The 15,111-nt window shown below is 71.0% G+C and carries 12 protein-coding genes; 6 read left to right on the top strand and 6 right to left on the bottom strand.

Going from position 1 to position 15,111, the window contains the following annotated elements; translation table 11 throughout:
• The first annotated feature begins 131 nt into the window (after positions 1 to 131).
• A complete protein-coding gene (locus B072_RS0125735; RefSeq protein ID WP_026246301.1) occupies positions 132 to 3,017 on the top strand; it encodes a penicillin acylase family protein in 2,886 nt (961 codons plus the stop codon).
• 110 nt (positions 3,018 to 3,127) lie between these two features.
• Here B072_RS0125735 and B072_RS0125740 read toward each other — a convergent pair whose 3' ends face one another.
• The 3 genes from B072_RS0125740 to B072_RS0125750 form a co-directional block, all read right to left on the bottom strand.
• Positions 3,128 to 4,399: a hypothetical protein gene (locus B072_RS0125740; protein WP_018532830.1), complete on the bottom strand. Its 1,272-nt coding sequence runs from the start codon at positions 4,397 to 4,399 to the stop codon at positions 3,128 to 3,130.
• Between the two features lie 103 nt (positions 4,400 to 4,502).
• Entirely contained in the window at positions 4,503 to 5,804 is a 1,302-nt protein-coding gene (locus B072_RS0125745) for an MFS transporter (RefSeq protein ID WP_018532831.1), read from the bottom strand.
• 108 nt (positions 5,805 to 5,912) lie between these two features.
• A complete protein-coding gene (locus B072_RS0125750; RefSeq protein ID WP_018532832.1) occupies positions 5,913 to 7,166 on the bottom strand; it encodes an exo-beta-N-acetylmuramidase NamZ domain-containing protein in 1,254 nt (417 codons plus the stop codon).
• 172 nt (positions 7,167 to 7,338) lie between these two features.
• Between B072_RS0125750 and B072_RS0125755 the strand changes: the two genes are divergently transcribed.
• Genes B072_RS0125755 through B072_RS0125765 form a run of 3 tightly spaced genes read left to right on the top strand, consistent with a single transcriptional unit; the run spans position 7,339 to position 10,402 of the window.
• Positions 7,339 to 8,103 (top strand): SDR family oxidoreductase, encoded by a 765-nt coding sequence (locus tag B072_RS0125755; protein WP_018532833.1) that lies wholly within the window; start codon positions 7,339 to 7,341, stop codon positions 8,101 to 8,103.
• The gene (locus B072_RS0125760) at positions 8,100 to 9,773 is read left to right on the top strand and encodes a class I adenylate-forming enzyme family protein (RefSeq protein WP_018532834.1); all 1,674 of its coding nucleotides are present in this window, start codon (positions 8,100 to 8,102) and stop codon (positions 9,771 to 9,773) included. Before B072_RS0125755 ends, B072_RS0125760 begins: the two co-directional genes overlap by 4 nt.
• 32 nt (positions 9,774 to 9,805) lie before the next feature.
• The gene (locus B072_RS0125765; RefSeq protein WP_026246302.1) at positions 9,806 to 10,402 is read left to right on the top strand and encodes a TetR/AcrR family transcriptional regulator; all 597 of its coding nucleotides are present in this window, start codon (positions 9,806 to 9,808) and stop codon (positions 10,400 to 10,402) included.
• Here B072_RS0125765 and B072_RS0125770 read toward each other — a convergent pair.
• Complete coding sequence (locus tag B072_RS0125770; RefSeq protein ID WP_018532836.1) at positions 10,341 to 11,279, bottom strand: LysR family transcriptional regulator; 939 nt, start codon at positions 11,277 to 11,279, stop codon at positions 10,341 to 10,343. The genes B072_RS0125765 and B072_RS0125770 overlap by 62 nt on opposite strands.
• 75 nt (positions 11,280 to 11,354) lie before the next feature.
• Between B072_RS0125770 and B072_RS48780 the strand changes: the two genes are divergently transcribed.
• Both B072_RS48780 and B072_RS0125785 read left to right on the top strand, forming a co-directional pair.
• Entirely contained in the window at positions 11,355 to 11,501 is a 147-nt protein-coding gene (locus B072_RS48780) for a hypothetical protein (protein WP_199791099.1), read from the top strand.
• Between the two features lie 190 nt (positions 11,502 to 11,691).
• Entirely contained in the window at positions 11,692 to 12,687 is a 996-nt protein-coding gene (locus B072_RS0125785; RefSeq protein ID WP_018532839.1) for a LacI family DNA-binding transcriptional regulator, read from the top strand.
• 114 nt (positions 12,688 to 12,801) lie between these two features.
• On the opposite strand, the gene B072_RS0125790 is transcribed toward B072_RS0125785, so the two are convergent.
• Positions 12,802 to 14,016, bottom strand: a complete 1,215-nt coding sequence (locus tag B072_RS0125790; RefSeq protein ID WP_018532840.1) for an acyl-CoA dehydrogenase family protein — start codon at positions 14,014 to 14,016, stop codon at positions 12,802 to 12,804.
• 8 nt (positions 14,017 to 14,024) lie between these two features.
• Positions 14,025 to 15,062, bottom strand: coding sequence for a phosphotransferase family protein (locus B072_RS0125795; protein WP_018532841.1), 1,038 nt, complete (start codon positions 15,060 to 15,062; stop codon positions 14,025 to 14,027).
• Positions 15,063 to 15,111: the final 49 nt, after the last annotated feature.

The raw sequence follows: 15,111 nt of genomic DNA on the forward strand, positions 1-15,111 counted from the left end.
CGGAACCCTCTGAGGCCGGGGACTAGCTGAGTGATCCCTGTGATGATTCCGAAAACGTGACGCATGTTCATCTTCTGTCGTTGGCTAACCGCCGGTAACGTCCGGCACATCCATCGTCGGGAGGACCAGGCATGCGACGACGCATTCCACGAACCACCCTGCACAGAGCGGCCGGACGGTCACGAGGCCCTCTGCGGAGACTTACGGCCACCGCGGCCCTCGTGCTCACCGCGGGACTGCTTTCCCCACTGACGACACCGACGACGGCCGCTGCCGCCGACGAACCCGTACCGGTCACCGACTACTGCGAAGGGCAGTGCGCGGACATCCTGCCGCCCGGTGCCAACGGCAGTGCCACGCTCGCCGAGATCCTCGGGAACAAGCTGTTCGGCACGCAACCGCAGCACGCGGACGATCAGCTCGGCCCCTATGACGCTCTGTCGTCCGGCTACCCGTCGCTCACGGACGACACACTCTCGAACTTTTTCAACGACTCCTCCTTCGGCGTACCGGACGATCAGGTCGCGTCCGTCACGCGCCCCCGCGACGACGTGACAATCACCCGTGACAAGAAGAACGGCGTACCCCACATCAAAGGTTCCACGCGCTACGGAACCGAGTTCGGCGCCGGCTTCGCCGCAGGTCAGGACCGTATGTGGCTGATCGACCTGTTCCGGCACATCGGCCGTGGCGAGCTGACGTCCTTCGCGGGAGGCGCCCTCGCGAACCAGGGACTCGAGCAGGAGTTCTGGCCGCAGGCGCCGTACACCGAGGCGGATCTGCAGCAGCAGGTCGACTTCATCAAGACCAAGGGCGGCGCGCGCGGCGAGCAGGCCATGGAGGACGCGCAGGCCTACATCGACGGCCTCAACGCCTACCGCGTGAAGTCGAAGAACGGCCGCTACTTCCCCGGCGAGTACGTGCTGACCGGCAAGGTCGACGCGATCACGAACATCGGCGAGATCCAGCCGTTCAAGGTGACCGACATGATCGCGCTCGCCTCGGTGGTCGGCGGTCTCTTCGGCAACGGCGGCGGGGGAGAGGTCGGCCAGGCCCTCTCCCTGATGCAGACGCAGGAGAAGTACGGCGTCGAGAAGGGGACGCAGGTCTGGGAGTCGTTCCGCGGCCGCGACGACCCCGAGGCCGTCACCACCATCCACGACGGCACCAGCTTCCCGTACGGGCAGAAGCCGGCGAACCCGCGCGGGCAGGCCCTCCCCGACAGGGGCTCGGTCAGCTCCGAACCGCTGGTCTACGACCGCACCGGCTCGGCCGCGACCGCGTCCACCAAGGCCGTGCCCACCGACCCGGTGAAGGCGCCGAAGAAGCTGAAGCCGCTGCAGGGCATGTTCGACGACGGGGTGCTCCCCGCCGACCTGTTCAAGGGCGCCGACTCGGCCTCCAAGAAGGGCATGTCGAACGCGTTGCTCGTCTCCGGCGCGCACACCGCCTCCGGTCACCCGGTCGCCGTGTTCGGCCCGCAGACCGGCTACTTCGCGCCGCAACTGCTGATGATGCAGGAGCTCCAGGGCCCCGGCATCAGCGCGCGCGGCGTCTCCTTCGCGGGTGTCGGCATGTACATCCAGCTCGGCCGCGGCCAGGACTACGCCTGGTCGGCCACCTCGGCGAGCCAGGACATCACGGACACGTACGCGGTCCAGCTGTGCGAGCCGGGCGGCGGTGCGCCCACCAAGGACTCCACGTCGTACCTGTACCGCGGCGCCTGCACGCCGATGGAGAAGCTGGAGAAGAAGAACTCCTGGAAGCCGACCGTCGCCGACTCCACGGCCGCGGGCTCCTACCGGATGCAGGTCTTCCGAACCAAGTACGGCATCGTCACGCACCGCGCGACGGTCGACGGCAAACCGGTCGCGTACACCTCGCTGCGCTCCACGTACCGCCACGAGGCCGACTCCATCATCGGCTTCCAGATGCTGAACGACCCGTCGTACGTCACGGACGCCAAGACCTTCGAGAAGGCGGCGCAGCACATCAGCTACGCCTTCAACTGGTTCTACGCGGACTCGCGCGACATCGCGTACTACAACAGCGGCAGCAACCCGGTGCGCGCGGACGGCATCGACACGTCGATGCCGGTGAAGGCCGAACCGGCCTATGAATGGCGGGACTTCGACCCGGCGGACAACACGGCCGCGTACACGCCGCCGTCCCAGCACCCGAACTCGCTGAACCAGGACTACTACATCTCCTGGAACAACAGGCAGGCCAAGGACTTCAGCGGCGCCAACTTCAGCTACGGCGCCGTGCACCGCGGCGACCTGCTCGACGGCCGCGTGAAGCAGCTCACCGCCGCGGGCGGTGTCACCCGCGCCTCGCTCACCCGGGCCATGGAGGAGGCGGCCGTCACCGACCTGCGCGGCGAGCAGGTGCTGCCGGAGATCCTGAAGGTGATCCGCAGCAAGGCGGTGGACGACCCGCAACTGAACAAGGCCGTCCAGCAGTTGGAGGCGTGGCAGAAGGCGGGCGCCCAGCGCAACCAGACGTCCGCCGGGTCCAAGACGTACGCGCACCCCGACGCCGTCCGCATCATGGACGCCTGGTGGCCACTGCTGGTCGAGGCCGAGTTCAAGCCGGGGCTCGGCGACGACCTGTACAAGGCGCTGACCGGTGAACTCAGTGTCGACGAGGCACCGAACGCCGGGCACGGGCCGACCGGGGCGCACGCCGGGTCCTCGTTCCAGTACGGCTGGTGGGGCTACGTCGACAAGGACCTCCGGACGGTGCTCGGAGCGCCGGTACGGGGGAAGCTGGGGGACACGTACTGCGGGGCCGGGGACCTGTCGGCGTGCCGTGACGTGCTCCTGAAGTCCCTGGCGACGGCGGTGGCCAAGCCGGCCACCGAGGTCTATCCCGGGGACGACACCTGCAAGGCCGGGGACCAGTGGTGTGCGGACACCATCGTCCACCGGGCGCTCGGCGGGATCACGCACCGCTCGATGCAGTGGCAGAACCGGCCGACGTACCAGCAGGTCGTCGAGTTCCCGGCGCACCGATAGCCCTGCGAGGGACGCGGGGCCGTGTCAATTGCGGCTCCGCGTCCCTGGATCGTGTCCGGCGGATCTTGTCGCGGGCCACCCGGAACGCGACCTGATCCGCCGGGCAGGCCCTAGATCACTTTTCCCGCGGACAGGACGACCCGCGCCAGCTCCTCGTGGCAGATGTCACTGTGGGCGCCCGAAGGGGGCGGCCCGTTGCGCACCACCTGTGACGCGTCCACGCTCACGCATCCCGCGCCCGGAACGCCGCCCCGCACCACCTCGGCCAGCGACTTCCGTACCGTGCCGGCCACGTCCAGGATGCCGTCGTGGCCCAGGGCGCCCCAGCGCAGTCCGAGATCGACGGCTCCGCGGTCGTCGCCGGCCAGGCGCGACGCCAGCGGGTACATCACGCTCAGCGCCGTGTCGAAACCGGAGTAGCAGCCCACCAACGGGCCGTCGATCCGCGACTGCTGGCCGTTCAGGGCGCCACGCCGCGCGAACGCGTAGTGCGAGAAGGCGCCCTGAAGGAGCGTCACCGACTTCACGTTCGACGCCTTCGCCGGCAGTCCGGCCAGCGCGAACGACACGAGCCGCGCCCCGAAACTGTGCCCCACCAGGTGCACCCGCACGTCCGGCGCCTCGGCCGCGAGCCGCCCGAGCGCCGGGCCGAGGCCCTTCTGCCCGACGCTCCCGGCACGCTTCTTCATGGCGTAGTAGGTCGCCTGGCGCAGGAGTTCGTGCGCGCCCTTCCACGCCTTGGTCAGCCCGCTCGGCAGCGCGAACGAGGTGACGCCTCGCGCCGTCTCCTCCAGGGCGTCGGCGAACTCCAGGCAGACGCGGTGGGTGTCCTTCTGGAACATCGCGAGCGCGCTGTGCGCGGACAGCTCCGCCACGGTGTCGGCCGCGATCCCGTCCGTCCGCACCCCGGTCAACTGCCGCACCAGACCGCCGAACTCGTCGAACGCCCCCTCCGGCTGCTCGCCGAGGAGCCCGGCCAGCCGGTCGACGACGGCGCCGCTCCCCGCGAACACCGTGCCGAGCGCCCGCCGGGTCCCGTTGTCGAGCGCCGTGCGCGGCGGGGCCGCGGTGGCCCCCGCGGCCTGCGGGTCGAAGTCGGGGATCGGCTCGTCCGAGAACCGCATCGAGGGCCACAGGACTCCCACGTACCCGAGGCGCGCGTCGGGCGCGAGGGACGGGAACGGGGCGAAGAAGCGGCCGTAGAGGCGGGTCGCGAGGGAGCGGTCGTTGTTCCAGCCGTGCGCGAAGACGACCAGGTCCCGCACCCCGCGCTCGCGCACCTCGCGCACCAGGCGGTCGCGCTGCCCGGTGTCGGGATCCCCGTCGGCGTCGAACGTCAGCTCCCAGTAGGGACGTACGTGAACTTCCGGTACAGCGGCCATGGCGAAACCCCCGTGGCAAGTCGTCCGTGCGGTGTGCCGCATCGTCCCGCTGTGCCCGGGGGTTGGCCAGAGAGTGGGTCAAAGTCCGCCCGAACCGGGCGAGTCAGGCCAGTTCACGCTCCCGCGTCTCCGGCAGCGCCAGCACGCACAGCAGCGAGACGACCGCCATCGCGCTCACGTACCAGCCCACCGACGCCGAGCCGAACGAGCTCTGCAGCCGCGTCGCCACCAGCGGGGCCACCGCGCCACCGAGCACACCGCCCAGGTTGTACGCGAAGGACGCCCCGGAGTAGCGCACGCGCACCGCGAACAGCTCCGGCAGGTACGCGCCCATCGGGCCGTACACCACACCCATGCAGAACAGGGCGCCGCCGAGCGCGAGCGCGATGAGCACCGGCTGCTCGGAGTCCATCAGGGGGAACAGGGCCAGGCCCCAGACGATCGCGATGCCCGAGCCGATCAGCACCGTCCTGCGCCGTCCGCCCGCGTCCGAGCGGGTCGCCGCCAGCCAGGTGCCGGCGGCCAGGAACAGGCACGCCACGAGCTGCGTGGTGAGCATCGTGCCGCGCGGGACACCGAGGGTCTTGGTGCCGTAGGCGAGGCAGTACGTCGTGGCCGTGTAGAAGAGCCCGTACGCGATGATCATGCCACCCGCGCCGAGCAGGATCTCCTTCGGGTGCCGCTTGAACACCTCCAACGCCGGTGCCTTCGCGGCCTCCTGATTGTCCATCACCTTCTTGAATACCGGCGTCTCGCTGATCTTCAGGCGGACGAACAGGCCGACCGCGACAAGGAGGAAGGAGAGCAGGAACGGTACGCGCCAGCCCCACGACTTGAACGCGTCGTCGGACAAGGTCTCCGACAGCAGCCAGAAGATGCCGGTGGCCGCGAAGAAGCCGACAGAAGGGCCGAGTTGGGGGAACGCGGCGAACAGCCCGCGTTTGCCGCGCGGCGCGTGCTCCACCGCGAGCAGCGCCGCCCCGCCCCACTCGCCGCCGAGCCCGACACCCTGGAGGAAGCGCAGCAGGACGAGCAGGATCGGTGCCCATACGCCGAGCGTGCCGTAGCCGGGCAGCAGTCCGACGAACGCCGTGGACAGGCCCATCAGGAGCAGGGACGCCACGAGCACCGACTTGCGCCCGACCCGGTCGCCGAAGTGGCCGAAGACCAGCGAGCCGATCGGGCGGGCCGCGAACGCCACCGCGTACGTGGAGAAGGAGGCGAGGGTGCCGTTGAGGTCGGAGAGGTTCGGGAAGAACGCGTCGTTGAGGACGAGCGCGGCGGCCGTTCCGTAGACGTAGAAGTCGTAGAACTCGATGGCCGTGCCGATGAAACTGGCTACCGCGACCCGGCGCAGGCTCTCCGGCTGTGACGCTTCGGAGGCCTGTGCCGGGGCGGTGTCCACCGCGGCGTCTTCCCTGGTTGAGTCGTCTTTGAGCACGGACCGACTCTGATTGTCCGTGTACGGCTCAGTCAATATTCTGGGACGGGCGTCCCGGATGCCGAGATGCCGTCACTTGTACATGAGGTACTTGCGCCGTACGTCCCTGAATGCCGCGAGCTCCTTCTGCCACGCCGCGACCACCTCGTCCGTCGAGGCCCCCGCGTCGATCATCGTGCGGACCTGGGTGGACCCGGTGAGCTTGTCGATCCAGTTGTCCGAGCGCCAGGCGAAGCCGCTCCAGACCTGCTTGGCCGTGACCAGGAGCGCGATGCCGGTGCGCACCGGGTCGAAGGAGTCCCGGTCGTCGACGTGGAGTTGGACCCCGCCGATGGTCTTGCCCTGGAACTTGGAGAAGGTCGGCGCGAAGTACGCCTCCCTGAAGTGCACACCGGGCAGGGCGAGTTCGTTCGCCGCCGCGGCCCACTTCCGGTCGATGCCCTCGGCGCCGAGGAGTTCGAAGGGGCGGGTGGTGCCGCGCCCCTCCGACAGGTTCGTGCCTTCGAACAGGCAGGTCCCCGAGTACACCAACGCGGTGTCGGGGGTGGGCATGTTGGGGCTCGGCGGGACCCACGGCAGGCCCGACGCGTCGTAGAAGTCGCGGCGCTTCCAGCCGGACATCGTGACCGTGGCGAGCTCCACCGGGTGCGTGAGGTACTCGCCGTTGAAGAGGCGGGCCAGCTCCGTGACCGTCATGCCGTGCGCCTGAGCGATCTCGCGGCGGCCGACGAACGTCGCGAACTCCTTGTGCAGGACGGGTCCGTAGGCGTTGCGGCCGGTCACCGGGTTCGGGCGGTCCAGGACGACGAACTTCTTGCCCGCGAGCTGCGCCGCCTCCATGCAGTCGTACAGCGTCCAGATGTACGTGTAGAAGCGCGCGCCCGCGTCCTGGATGTCGAAGACGACCGTGTCGACGCCGGACGCCGTGAAGATGTCGGCGAGCGCCTGACCGCTCTTCAAGTACGTGTCGTAGACCGGGAGTCCGGTCGCCGGGTCGTCGTAGCGGCCCTCCGAGCCGCCCGCCTGCGCGGTGCCGCGGAAGCCGTGCTCGGGTCCGAACACCGCCTTCAGGTCGACGCGTTCGTCGCCGTGCATGACGTCCACGATGTGCCGGACGTCGCGGGTGACGCCGGTCGGATTGGTGACGATGCCGACCTTCTGGCCGTCGAGCAGCGCGTAGCCGTCGCCCGCCAGGCGCTCGAAGCCGGTGCGCAGCCGCGGTCCGCCGCCGGCTCCGGCACCGCTCGCGGAGGCGGTGCCCGCGACACCCACGGCGCCCGCCGCTCCCGCGCCCGCCGCCAGCAGCACCCGTCTCGACACGTTCATGCAGGAACCTCCGTGATCATCGGAACTGGCATGGTCATGCACGCTAGTCCGTGGACCGGCGCCACGGAACGACCTCCGCGCGGATCGGCGCGCGGAACCCCTTCCACGGGTCCATACCGACTGGTTAGTCTGCTGGGGCAACGAGCCGATCGCGTCGTGTCGAAGGAGACCGATGGTGGAGAGTCTGCAGGGCCAGTCAGTCGTCGTCACGGGCGCGGGCGGCGGCATCGGGGCGGCGATCGCCCGCCGTTTCGCCGCCAAGGGGGCCCGGGTCGTCGTCAACGACCTGGACGCGGCCAAGGCCAAGGCCGTCGCCGACGAGATCGGAGCCGTGGCCGTGCCCGGCGACGCCTCCACCGTCGTGGCCGACGCCCGCGACGCGCTCGGCGGCACCGTCGACGTCTACTGCGCCAACGCGGGCCTGGCCTCCGGCGGCACCGAGGCCGCCGACGAGGAGGTGTGGGCGCGGGCCTGGGACGTGAACGTGATGGCGCACGTCCGCGCGGCCCACGCCCTGCTGCCCGACTGGCTGGAGCGCGGCACCGGCCGCTTCGTCTCCACCGTCTCCGCGGCCGGCCTGCTCAGCATGGTCGGAGCGGCCCCGTACAGCGTCACCAAGCACGGTGCGTACGCCTTCGCCGAATGGCTCTCGCTCACGTACCGGCACCGGGGCCTCAAGGTTCACGCGATCTGCCCGCAGGGCGTGCGCACCGACATGCTCACGGCGTCCGGCTCGGCCGGCCAGGTCGTGCTCGCCCCGACCGCCATCGAGCCGGAGGACGTCGCGGAGGCGCTCTTCGCGGGGATCGCCGAGGATCGCTTCCTGATCCTGCCGCACCCCGAGGTCGCCAAGTACTACGCGGCCCGCGCCACCGCCCCCGACGCCTGGCTGACGAACATGAACCACATCCAGCAGAAGTGGGAGGCCGCCCAGTGAGCGACACCGTCGAGGGATCGATCTACGCGGCGCAGCCCTGGCTCGGCGTCCTCAACGACGTACAGAAGGCCCCCGTCACCCCGGCCGCCTCCGTCGTCCACGCCTTCGCCGACGCGGTGCGCCGCGCCCCCGACACCACGGCCCTCGCCTACTTCGACGGCCGCCTGACCTACGCCGAGGTGGACGCCCTGTCCGACTCGGTGGCCGGGCACCTCGCCGACCGCGGCCTGGCCCGCGGCGACCGCGTCGCGATCATGCTGCAGAACTCGCCGCACTTCGTGCTCGCCCTGCTCGGCGCGTTCAAGGCGGGCGCGGTCGTGGTCCCGGTCAACCCGATGTACAAGTCGGGCGAGGTCGGGCACGTCCTGCACGACGCCGAGGTCACCGGGCTCGTCTGCACCGACCGGGCCTGGGAGGCGTACCTGCGCGAGACCGCCGCCGACTCACCCGTACGCATCGTGCTCACCGCCTGCGAACTCGACCTCCAGACGCGGAACGACGAGCGGGTCCTGAACTTCGCGCGCGTCACCCCGGCCGCGACGGACGCCGACGACCTCGTCACCGTGGCCCGCGCGGGACACAAGGCGCCCGCCGACCGGGACCTGACCGGCGACGACATCGCGCTGATCAGCTACACCTCCGGCACCAGCGGCACGCCCAAGGGCGCCACGAACCTGCACCGCAACATCACGTACAACGCCGAGCGCCAGCGCACCGGCCTCGGGCTCCCCGAGGGCGCCACGTACTTCGCGCTCGCGCCGCTCTTCCACATCACCGGCATGGTGTGCGAGCTGGTGGCGTCCTTCACCAACGCCGGCACCCTCGCCCTTGCCTACCGCTTCGAGCCGGGCGTCGTCCTCGACGCGTTCGCCGAGCACCGGCCCGCGTACACCGTCGGCCCCTCCACGGCCTTCATGGCGCTCGGCGCGCAGCCGCAGGCGACCCGCGAGCACTTCGCCTCCTTCGTCTCGATCTCCTCGGGCGGCGCGCCGGTGCCGCCCGCGCTCGTGGAGAAGTTCCGGGACGCGTTCGGCCCGTACATCCACAACGGCTACGGCCTCACCGAGTGCACCGCGCCCTGCGCCTCCGTGCCGCCGGGCATCGAGGCGCCGGTGGACCCGGTGTCGGGCACCCTCGCGGTCGGCGTGCCGGGGCCCGACTCGGTCGTCCGGATCGTCGACGACCTCGGCGCCGAGGTGCCCTTCGGGGAGCAGGGCGAGATCGCGGTGCGCGGCCCGCAGGTCGTGACCGGGTACTGGCGCCGCCCCGAGGCGACCGAGGAGGCCTTCCCCGACGGGGAGTTGCGCACCGGCGACATCGGCTTCATGGACGCGAACGGCTGGCTGTACGTCGTCGACCGCAAGAAGGACATGATCAACGCGTCCGGCTTCAAGGTCTGGCCGCGCGAGGTCGAGGACGTCCTCTACACGCACCCCGCGGTGCGCGAGGCGGCCGTCGTCGGCATCCCCGACCCGTACCGCGGCGAGAGCGTGAAGGCGTACGTCAGCCTGCGGCCGGGCGCCGACGCGACCCCCAGCGAGCTGGCCGCCCACTGCAAGGAACGCCTGGCCGCGTACAAGTATCCGCGCGAGGTGGAGGTCCTGGGCGAGCTGCCCAAGACGGCGAGTGGGAAGATCCTCCGGCGGGAACTGCGTTCCCCTCAGGTATGAGCGACAGGGACAAGGAAAGGCAGGTGGCGGCAGTGCCCAGGACGACGACGGACGGCGACAGCACGCCCGTTCCGCAGCGCCTCCTCGCGGCCGCCACCCGGCTGTTCGCCGAGCGGGGCTACGACCGTACGTCGGTGCAGGAGATCGTGGAGGCTGCGGGCGTCACCAAGGGCGCCCTCTACCACTACTTCGGCTCCAAGGACGATCTGCTGCACGAGGTGTACGCGCGACTGCTCCGCCTCCAGCAGGAGCGGCTCGACGCGTACGCGGACCGGGACGAGCCGATCGAGCAGCGGCTGCGCGAGGCGGCGGCGGACGTGGTCGTCACGACGATCGACAACCTCGACGACGCGGCGATCTTCTTCCGCTCCATGCACCACCTCAGCCCCGAGAAGAACAAGCAGGTACGGGCCGAGCGGCGCCGCTACCACGAGCGGTTCCGGGCGCTGATCGAGGAGGGCCAGAAGGCCGGGGTCTTCTCCACGGTGACCTCCGCCGACCTGGTCGTGGACTACCACTTCGGCTCGATCCACCACCTCTCGACCTGGTACCGGCCCGACGGCCCGCTCACCCCGCAGCAACTCGCCGACCAGCTCGCGGACCTGCTGCTGCGGGCGCTGCGTCCGTAGACCTGCCGAGCCTGCCGAGCCGGTCCAGCAGCGCCTCGGCCGCCGGATTGCGCGGCCGGGGTGCCCGCCCCGCGAGCACCACGGCCCGCCCCGGCTCCGGCTGCCGGATGCGCACGCACGGCAGCCCGGCCGCCTCACCGATCCGCCGCGGCACGATCGCCACGCCGATCCCGGCCCGCACGAGATCCACGAGCAGCCCGATCTGCGTCACGTCGCAGGTGATGCGGCGTTCGAGCCCGCAGTGCGCGGCCAGCCTGCGCACGGCGGTCTCCAGGCCCGTACCGGCCCGGAAGTCGACGAACGGCTCGTCCGCGAGATCCTTGATGAGCGTGCGTCCCGCCGTGGCCAGCGGATGCCCGGGCGCGGTGACCAGCACGAGCTCCTCCCGCCAGGTACCGAACACGGCCAGCCCGTCCGGGAGTTGCCGTGCGTCGGGCGCGAGGAACGCGAGATCCAGCTCGCCCGCCCGCAGCCCCTCGATCAGCTCGGCCACCGGCGCCTCCCGCACCGACACCTGGATACCGGGCAGCTCCCGGTGGAACGCGGCGAGTTCGGCCGCCAGGTCCACACAGGTCAGCGTCTGGATGGTGCCGATGGCCACGCGTCCCGTGCCCAGCCCGGACACCCGCGCCACGGCCTCCTTCGCCGCGGCGGCCCCGGCGAGCAGCTGCCGCGCCTGCGGCAGCAGGGCCCGGCCCGCCTCGGTGAGCACGACCCGGCGGCCCGTCCGGTCGAACAGCTCCGCGCCCAGCTCCCGCTCCAGGTTCCTGACGGAGGTGCTGAGCGCGGACTGCACGATGAGTTCGGCGCGGGCCGCCGCGGTGAAACCGCCCTCGTTCACGACCGCCACGAAGTGGCGCAGCTGACGTATCTCCACCCATCGATTCTATGGATGGGACCGAGCGAAACGATCTGTTGGACGGGGGAGTCGGACCCCGGGAGTGTGGTGGACATGGACCACGTACCCGTCCTTTGGACCACTTCCTACGCCCCGCGCGTCCCGGCCGCCGTCCGCGCCCTGTCCCGTCAACTCCTGCGCGTGCGCTGCTTCTTGCGCAGGGTGGCGCTGATGGACCACGTGGGCGGCGGCGGTTACTGAGCCGGGCTCCCGCCGAGCCGCGCCGTCGGCACCCTGGACGTCTCGCGCAGACCCCAGGCGCACAGGGCGAGGACGGCGCAGGCCGCGGCCGCCGGGAACTGCTCGATCACGCTAGGAAGGTACAACGTTCTATGCAATCCCCGTCATGGAGCGGAGTTCAGGAACAGGGCGGGCGGCACGGGACCGGGGCGTGACCGTCAAGGACGTGGCGCGCAGGGCCGGCGTCTCGATCACGGCCGTCTCGCACGCGCTGAACGGCAAGGGCACGCTGAGTGCCGCGACCCGTGAGCACATCCGGGCCGTCGCCGACGCGATGGGGTACGAGGCCGACGCGCTCGCCCGGGGCCTGCGCCGCTCCACGATGGGCGCGGTGGGCCTGCTGCTGCGCTCGCTCGACGCGCTCGGCGACTACACCCCGGCGGGCGTGGACGTCTTCGAGAAGTTCGTCGGCGCGGCCGCCTCGCAGGCCCTGGCCCGCGGCCTGAGCCTGATGCTGGTCCCCGATCTGACCCGCGCGCCGGTGCCGCCGCCGGCGTTCTCCATGGACGGGTACATCGTGACGAACCCGCACGTCGACGATCCGGTGGTGGCCCTCCTGGAGAAGCGCTCCATCCCGTACGTCACCTACGGTCGCGCACCGGGCCGCCCGGACTTCCCGTACTGGGCCTGCGAGGACGACACGGCCTCCGCCCAACAGGTCCTCGCCCACCTGGAGACCGCGGGTGCCCGCGAGATCGTCCTCGTACAGGGCACGGACCCGAACTCCTGGAACCTCGTCCACGAGGACGTCTACCGGGCCTGGTGCGCCCGACGCGCCACCACCCCGCGCCTCTACGAACTGGCCGAGGGCGCGGGCGTGGAGGGCGGGGTGGAGCTGGCGGCCCGGATCGCCGCCGACGGCGTACCGGACGCGGTGTTCTGCCTCACCGGCCGGCACGCGGCGGGCGTGCAGCGAGGCCTTCGGGCCTGCGGAGTCGACGTCCCCGGCCGCACGCTCGTGGCCACGGCCTCCGACTCCGAACACGCCCGCGGCGCCCAACCGGCCATCTCCGCCGTGGTGTTGAACCCGGTGGACAGTGCGGCGGCACTGCTGGACATCCTGCAGGGGCTGATCGCGGGGGAGCGCCCCGAGGCCCCGCGCGTGACCAAGTCCCTTTTCAGGGTGCGGGAATCGACGAGGCGGTGAGGAGATGGGGAAGGCTGCGCGCAGCGCACGCCTTCAGGGGCGCGGGGCTGTGTCGATCAGCGGCTCCGCCGCGGGGCGCGACCAGCCGCAGATCACCCGCACCCGGCGACGTACCTACGCGAACCGCTTCAACTCCCGCCGAGCCAGCGACCGCTGGTGCACCTCGTCGGGCCCGTCGGCCAGACGCAGCGTCCGCGCGCCTGCCCACAGCTCCGCCAGCGGGTAGTCCTGCGACACCCCGCCGGCCCCGTGCAGCTGCACCGCCTTGTCGATGATGTCGACGACGGTCCGCGGCGTCGCGATCTTGATGGCCTGGATCTCGGTGTGCGCGCCCCGGTTGCCGACGGTGTCCATCAGCCACGCGGTCTTGAGGACGAGCAGCCGCAGCTGCTCGACGGCCACCCGCGCGTCGGCGATCCACTCCTGGACGACCCCCTGCTGGGCCAGCGGCTTGCCGAACGCCGTGCGGGAGACGGCGCGTTGGCACATCAGGTCGATGGCCCGCTCGGCCATGCCGATGAGTCGCATGCAGTGGTGGATGCGGCCGGGGCCGAGCCGCGCCTGGGCGATCCCGAAGCCGCCGCCCGCCTCGCCGATCAGGTTGCCGGCCGGGACCCGGACGTGGTCGAAGACGACCTCGGCGTGCCCGCCGTGCCAGTGGTCCTCGAACCCGTACACGGTCATCGCCCGCCGCACTTCCAGGCCGGGGGTGTCGCGCGGAACGAGCACCATCGACTGCTGCCGGCGGAGGTCGGGCCCGTCCGGGTCGGTCTTGCCCATCACGATGAAGATCTTGCAGTTCGGGTTCATCGCGCCGGAGATGTAGAACTTCTTGCCGGTGATGACGTAGTCGTCGCCGTCACGCTCGATGAGCGTCGTGATGTTCGTGGCGTCCGACGAGGCGACCTCGGGCTCGGTCATCGCGAACGCCGAGCGGATCTCCCCGGCGAGCAGCGGCTCCAGCCACTGCTTCTTCTGCGCGTCGTCACCGAACTGGGCGAGCACCTCCATGTTCCCGGTGTCGGGCGCCGCGCAGTTCAGCGCGGTCGGCGCCAACTGCGGGCTGCGGCCGGTGATCTCGGCCAGCGGCGCGTACTGGAGGTTGGTGAGCCCGGCCCCGTGCTCGGCGTCCGGCAGGAACAGGTTCCACAGCCCCTGCCGGCGCGCCTCGGCCTTCAGCTCCTCGACCACGGCGGGGGTCTCCCACGGCGAGTCGAGGGCGGCGCGCTGCTCGGCGGCGACGGCCTCCGCCGGATGGACGTGCTCGTCCATGAAGGTGAGGAGCTTGTCCCGCAGCTCTTGGGTGCGGGCGTCGAATGCGAAGTCCATGGGTGCGATCAGCCTTCCTGAGTGTCCTGGAGCGTGCTGAGGCCGCGCTCGATGAAGACCGGGACGAGTTCGCCGATCCGGTCGAACCCGGCGCCGACCGTCTGGCCGAGCGTGTAGCGGTAGTGGATGCCCTCGAGGATCACGGCGAGCTTGAACCAGGCGAACGCCGTGTACCAGGACACCGCGGAGACGTCGCGCCCCGAGCGCGCGGCGTACCGTTCGACGAGCTCGTCCGGCGTCGGGTGCCCGGCGGCCGAAGCGGTCGTGGAAATGGGGGAGTCGGGGAGTTCGAGGCGGGCGCTGTACATCACGAGCAGACCCAGGTCGGTCAGCGGATCGCCGAGCGTCGACATCTCCCAGTCGAGCACCGCCTTGATCCGGTCGACACCGTCGGCGTCCTGGCGGACCAGCACGTTGTCGAGCCGGTAGTCACCGTGCACGATCGTCGGGGCGGGGGAGTCGGGCAGCGAACGCCCGAGGGCGGCGTGCAGCTCGTCGACACCGGCCAGTTCACGGTTGCGGGAGGCGTCCAACTGCTTTCCCCAGCGCCGCAGTTGACGGTCGAGGAAGCCCTCGGGGCGGCCGAAGTCGCCCAGCCCCACCGCGGCCGGATCCACGGCGTGCAGATCGACCAGCGTGTCCACGAGCCCGAGAACGGCGGCCCGGGTCCGCTCGGCCCCGAGCGGGGCGAGCTGGTCGGAGGTCCGGTACGGCGTGCCGTCCACGAACTCCATGACGTAGAACGGCGCCCCGACGACGCTGTCGTCCTCGCAGAGCAGCAGCGCCTCGGGCACCGGCACGGGCGTGTCGTGCAGGGCGGCGATCACCCGGTGCTCGCGCTTCATGTCGTGCGCGGTGGCCAGCACATGGCCGAGCGGCGGCCGCCGCACCACCCACTTCGACGTCCCGTCGCTCACCTCGTACGTCAGATTGGAGCGCCCGCCCTCGATGAGCCGCCCGGACAGCGGTCCGCCGACCAGACCGGGCCGCTCACGATCGAGGTGGGCGCGCAACTGGTCGAGGTCGAGACCTGGGGGGTGACTCATCGTGGTCCTCCGAGAATCCGGGCAATGTCTGGCCGACAGCGAACACGGT

Source organism: Streptomyces sp. HmicA12, from assembly GCF_000373565.1.
GTDB lineage: Bacteria > Actinomycetota > Actinomycetes > Streptomycetales > Streptomycetaceae > Streptomyces.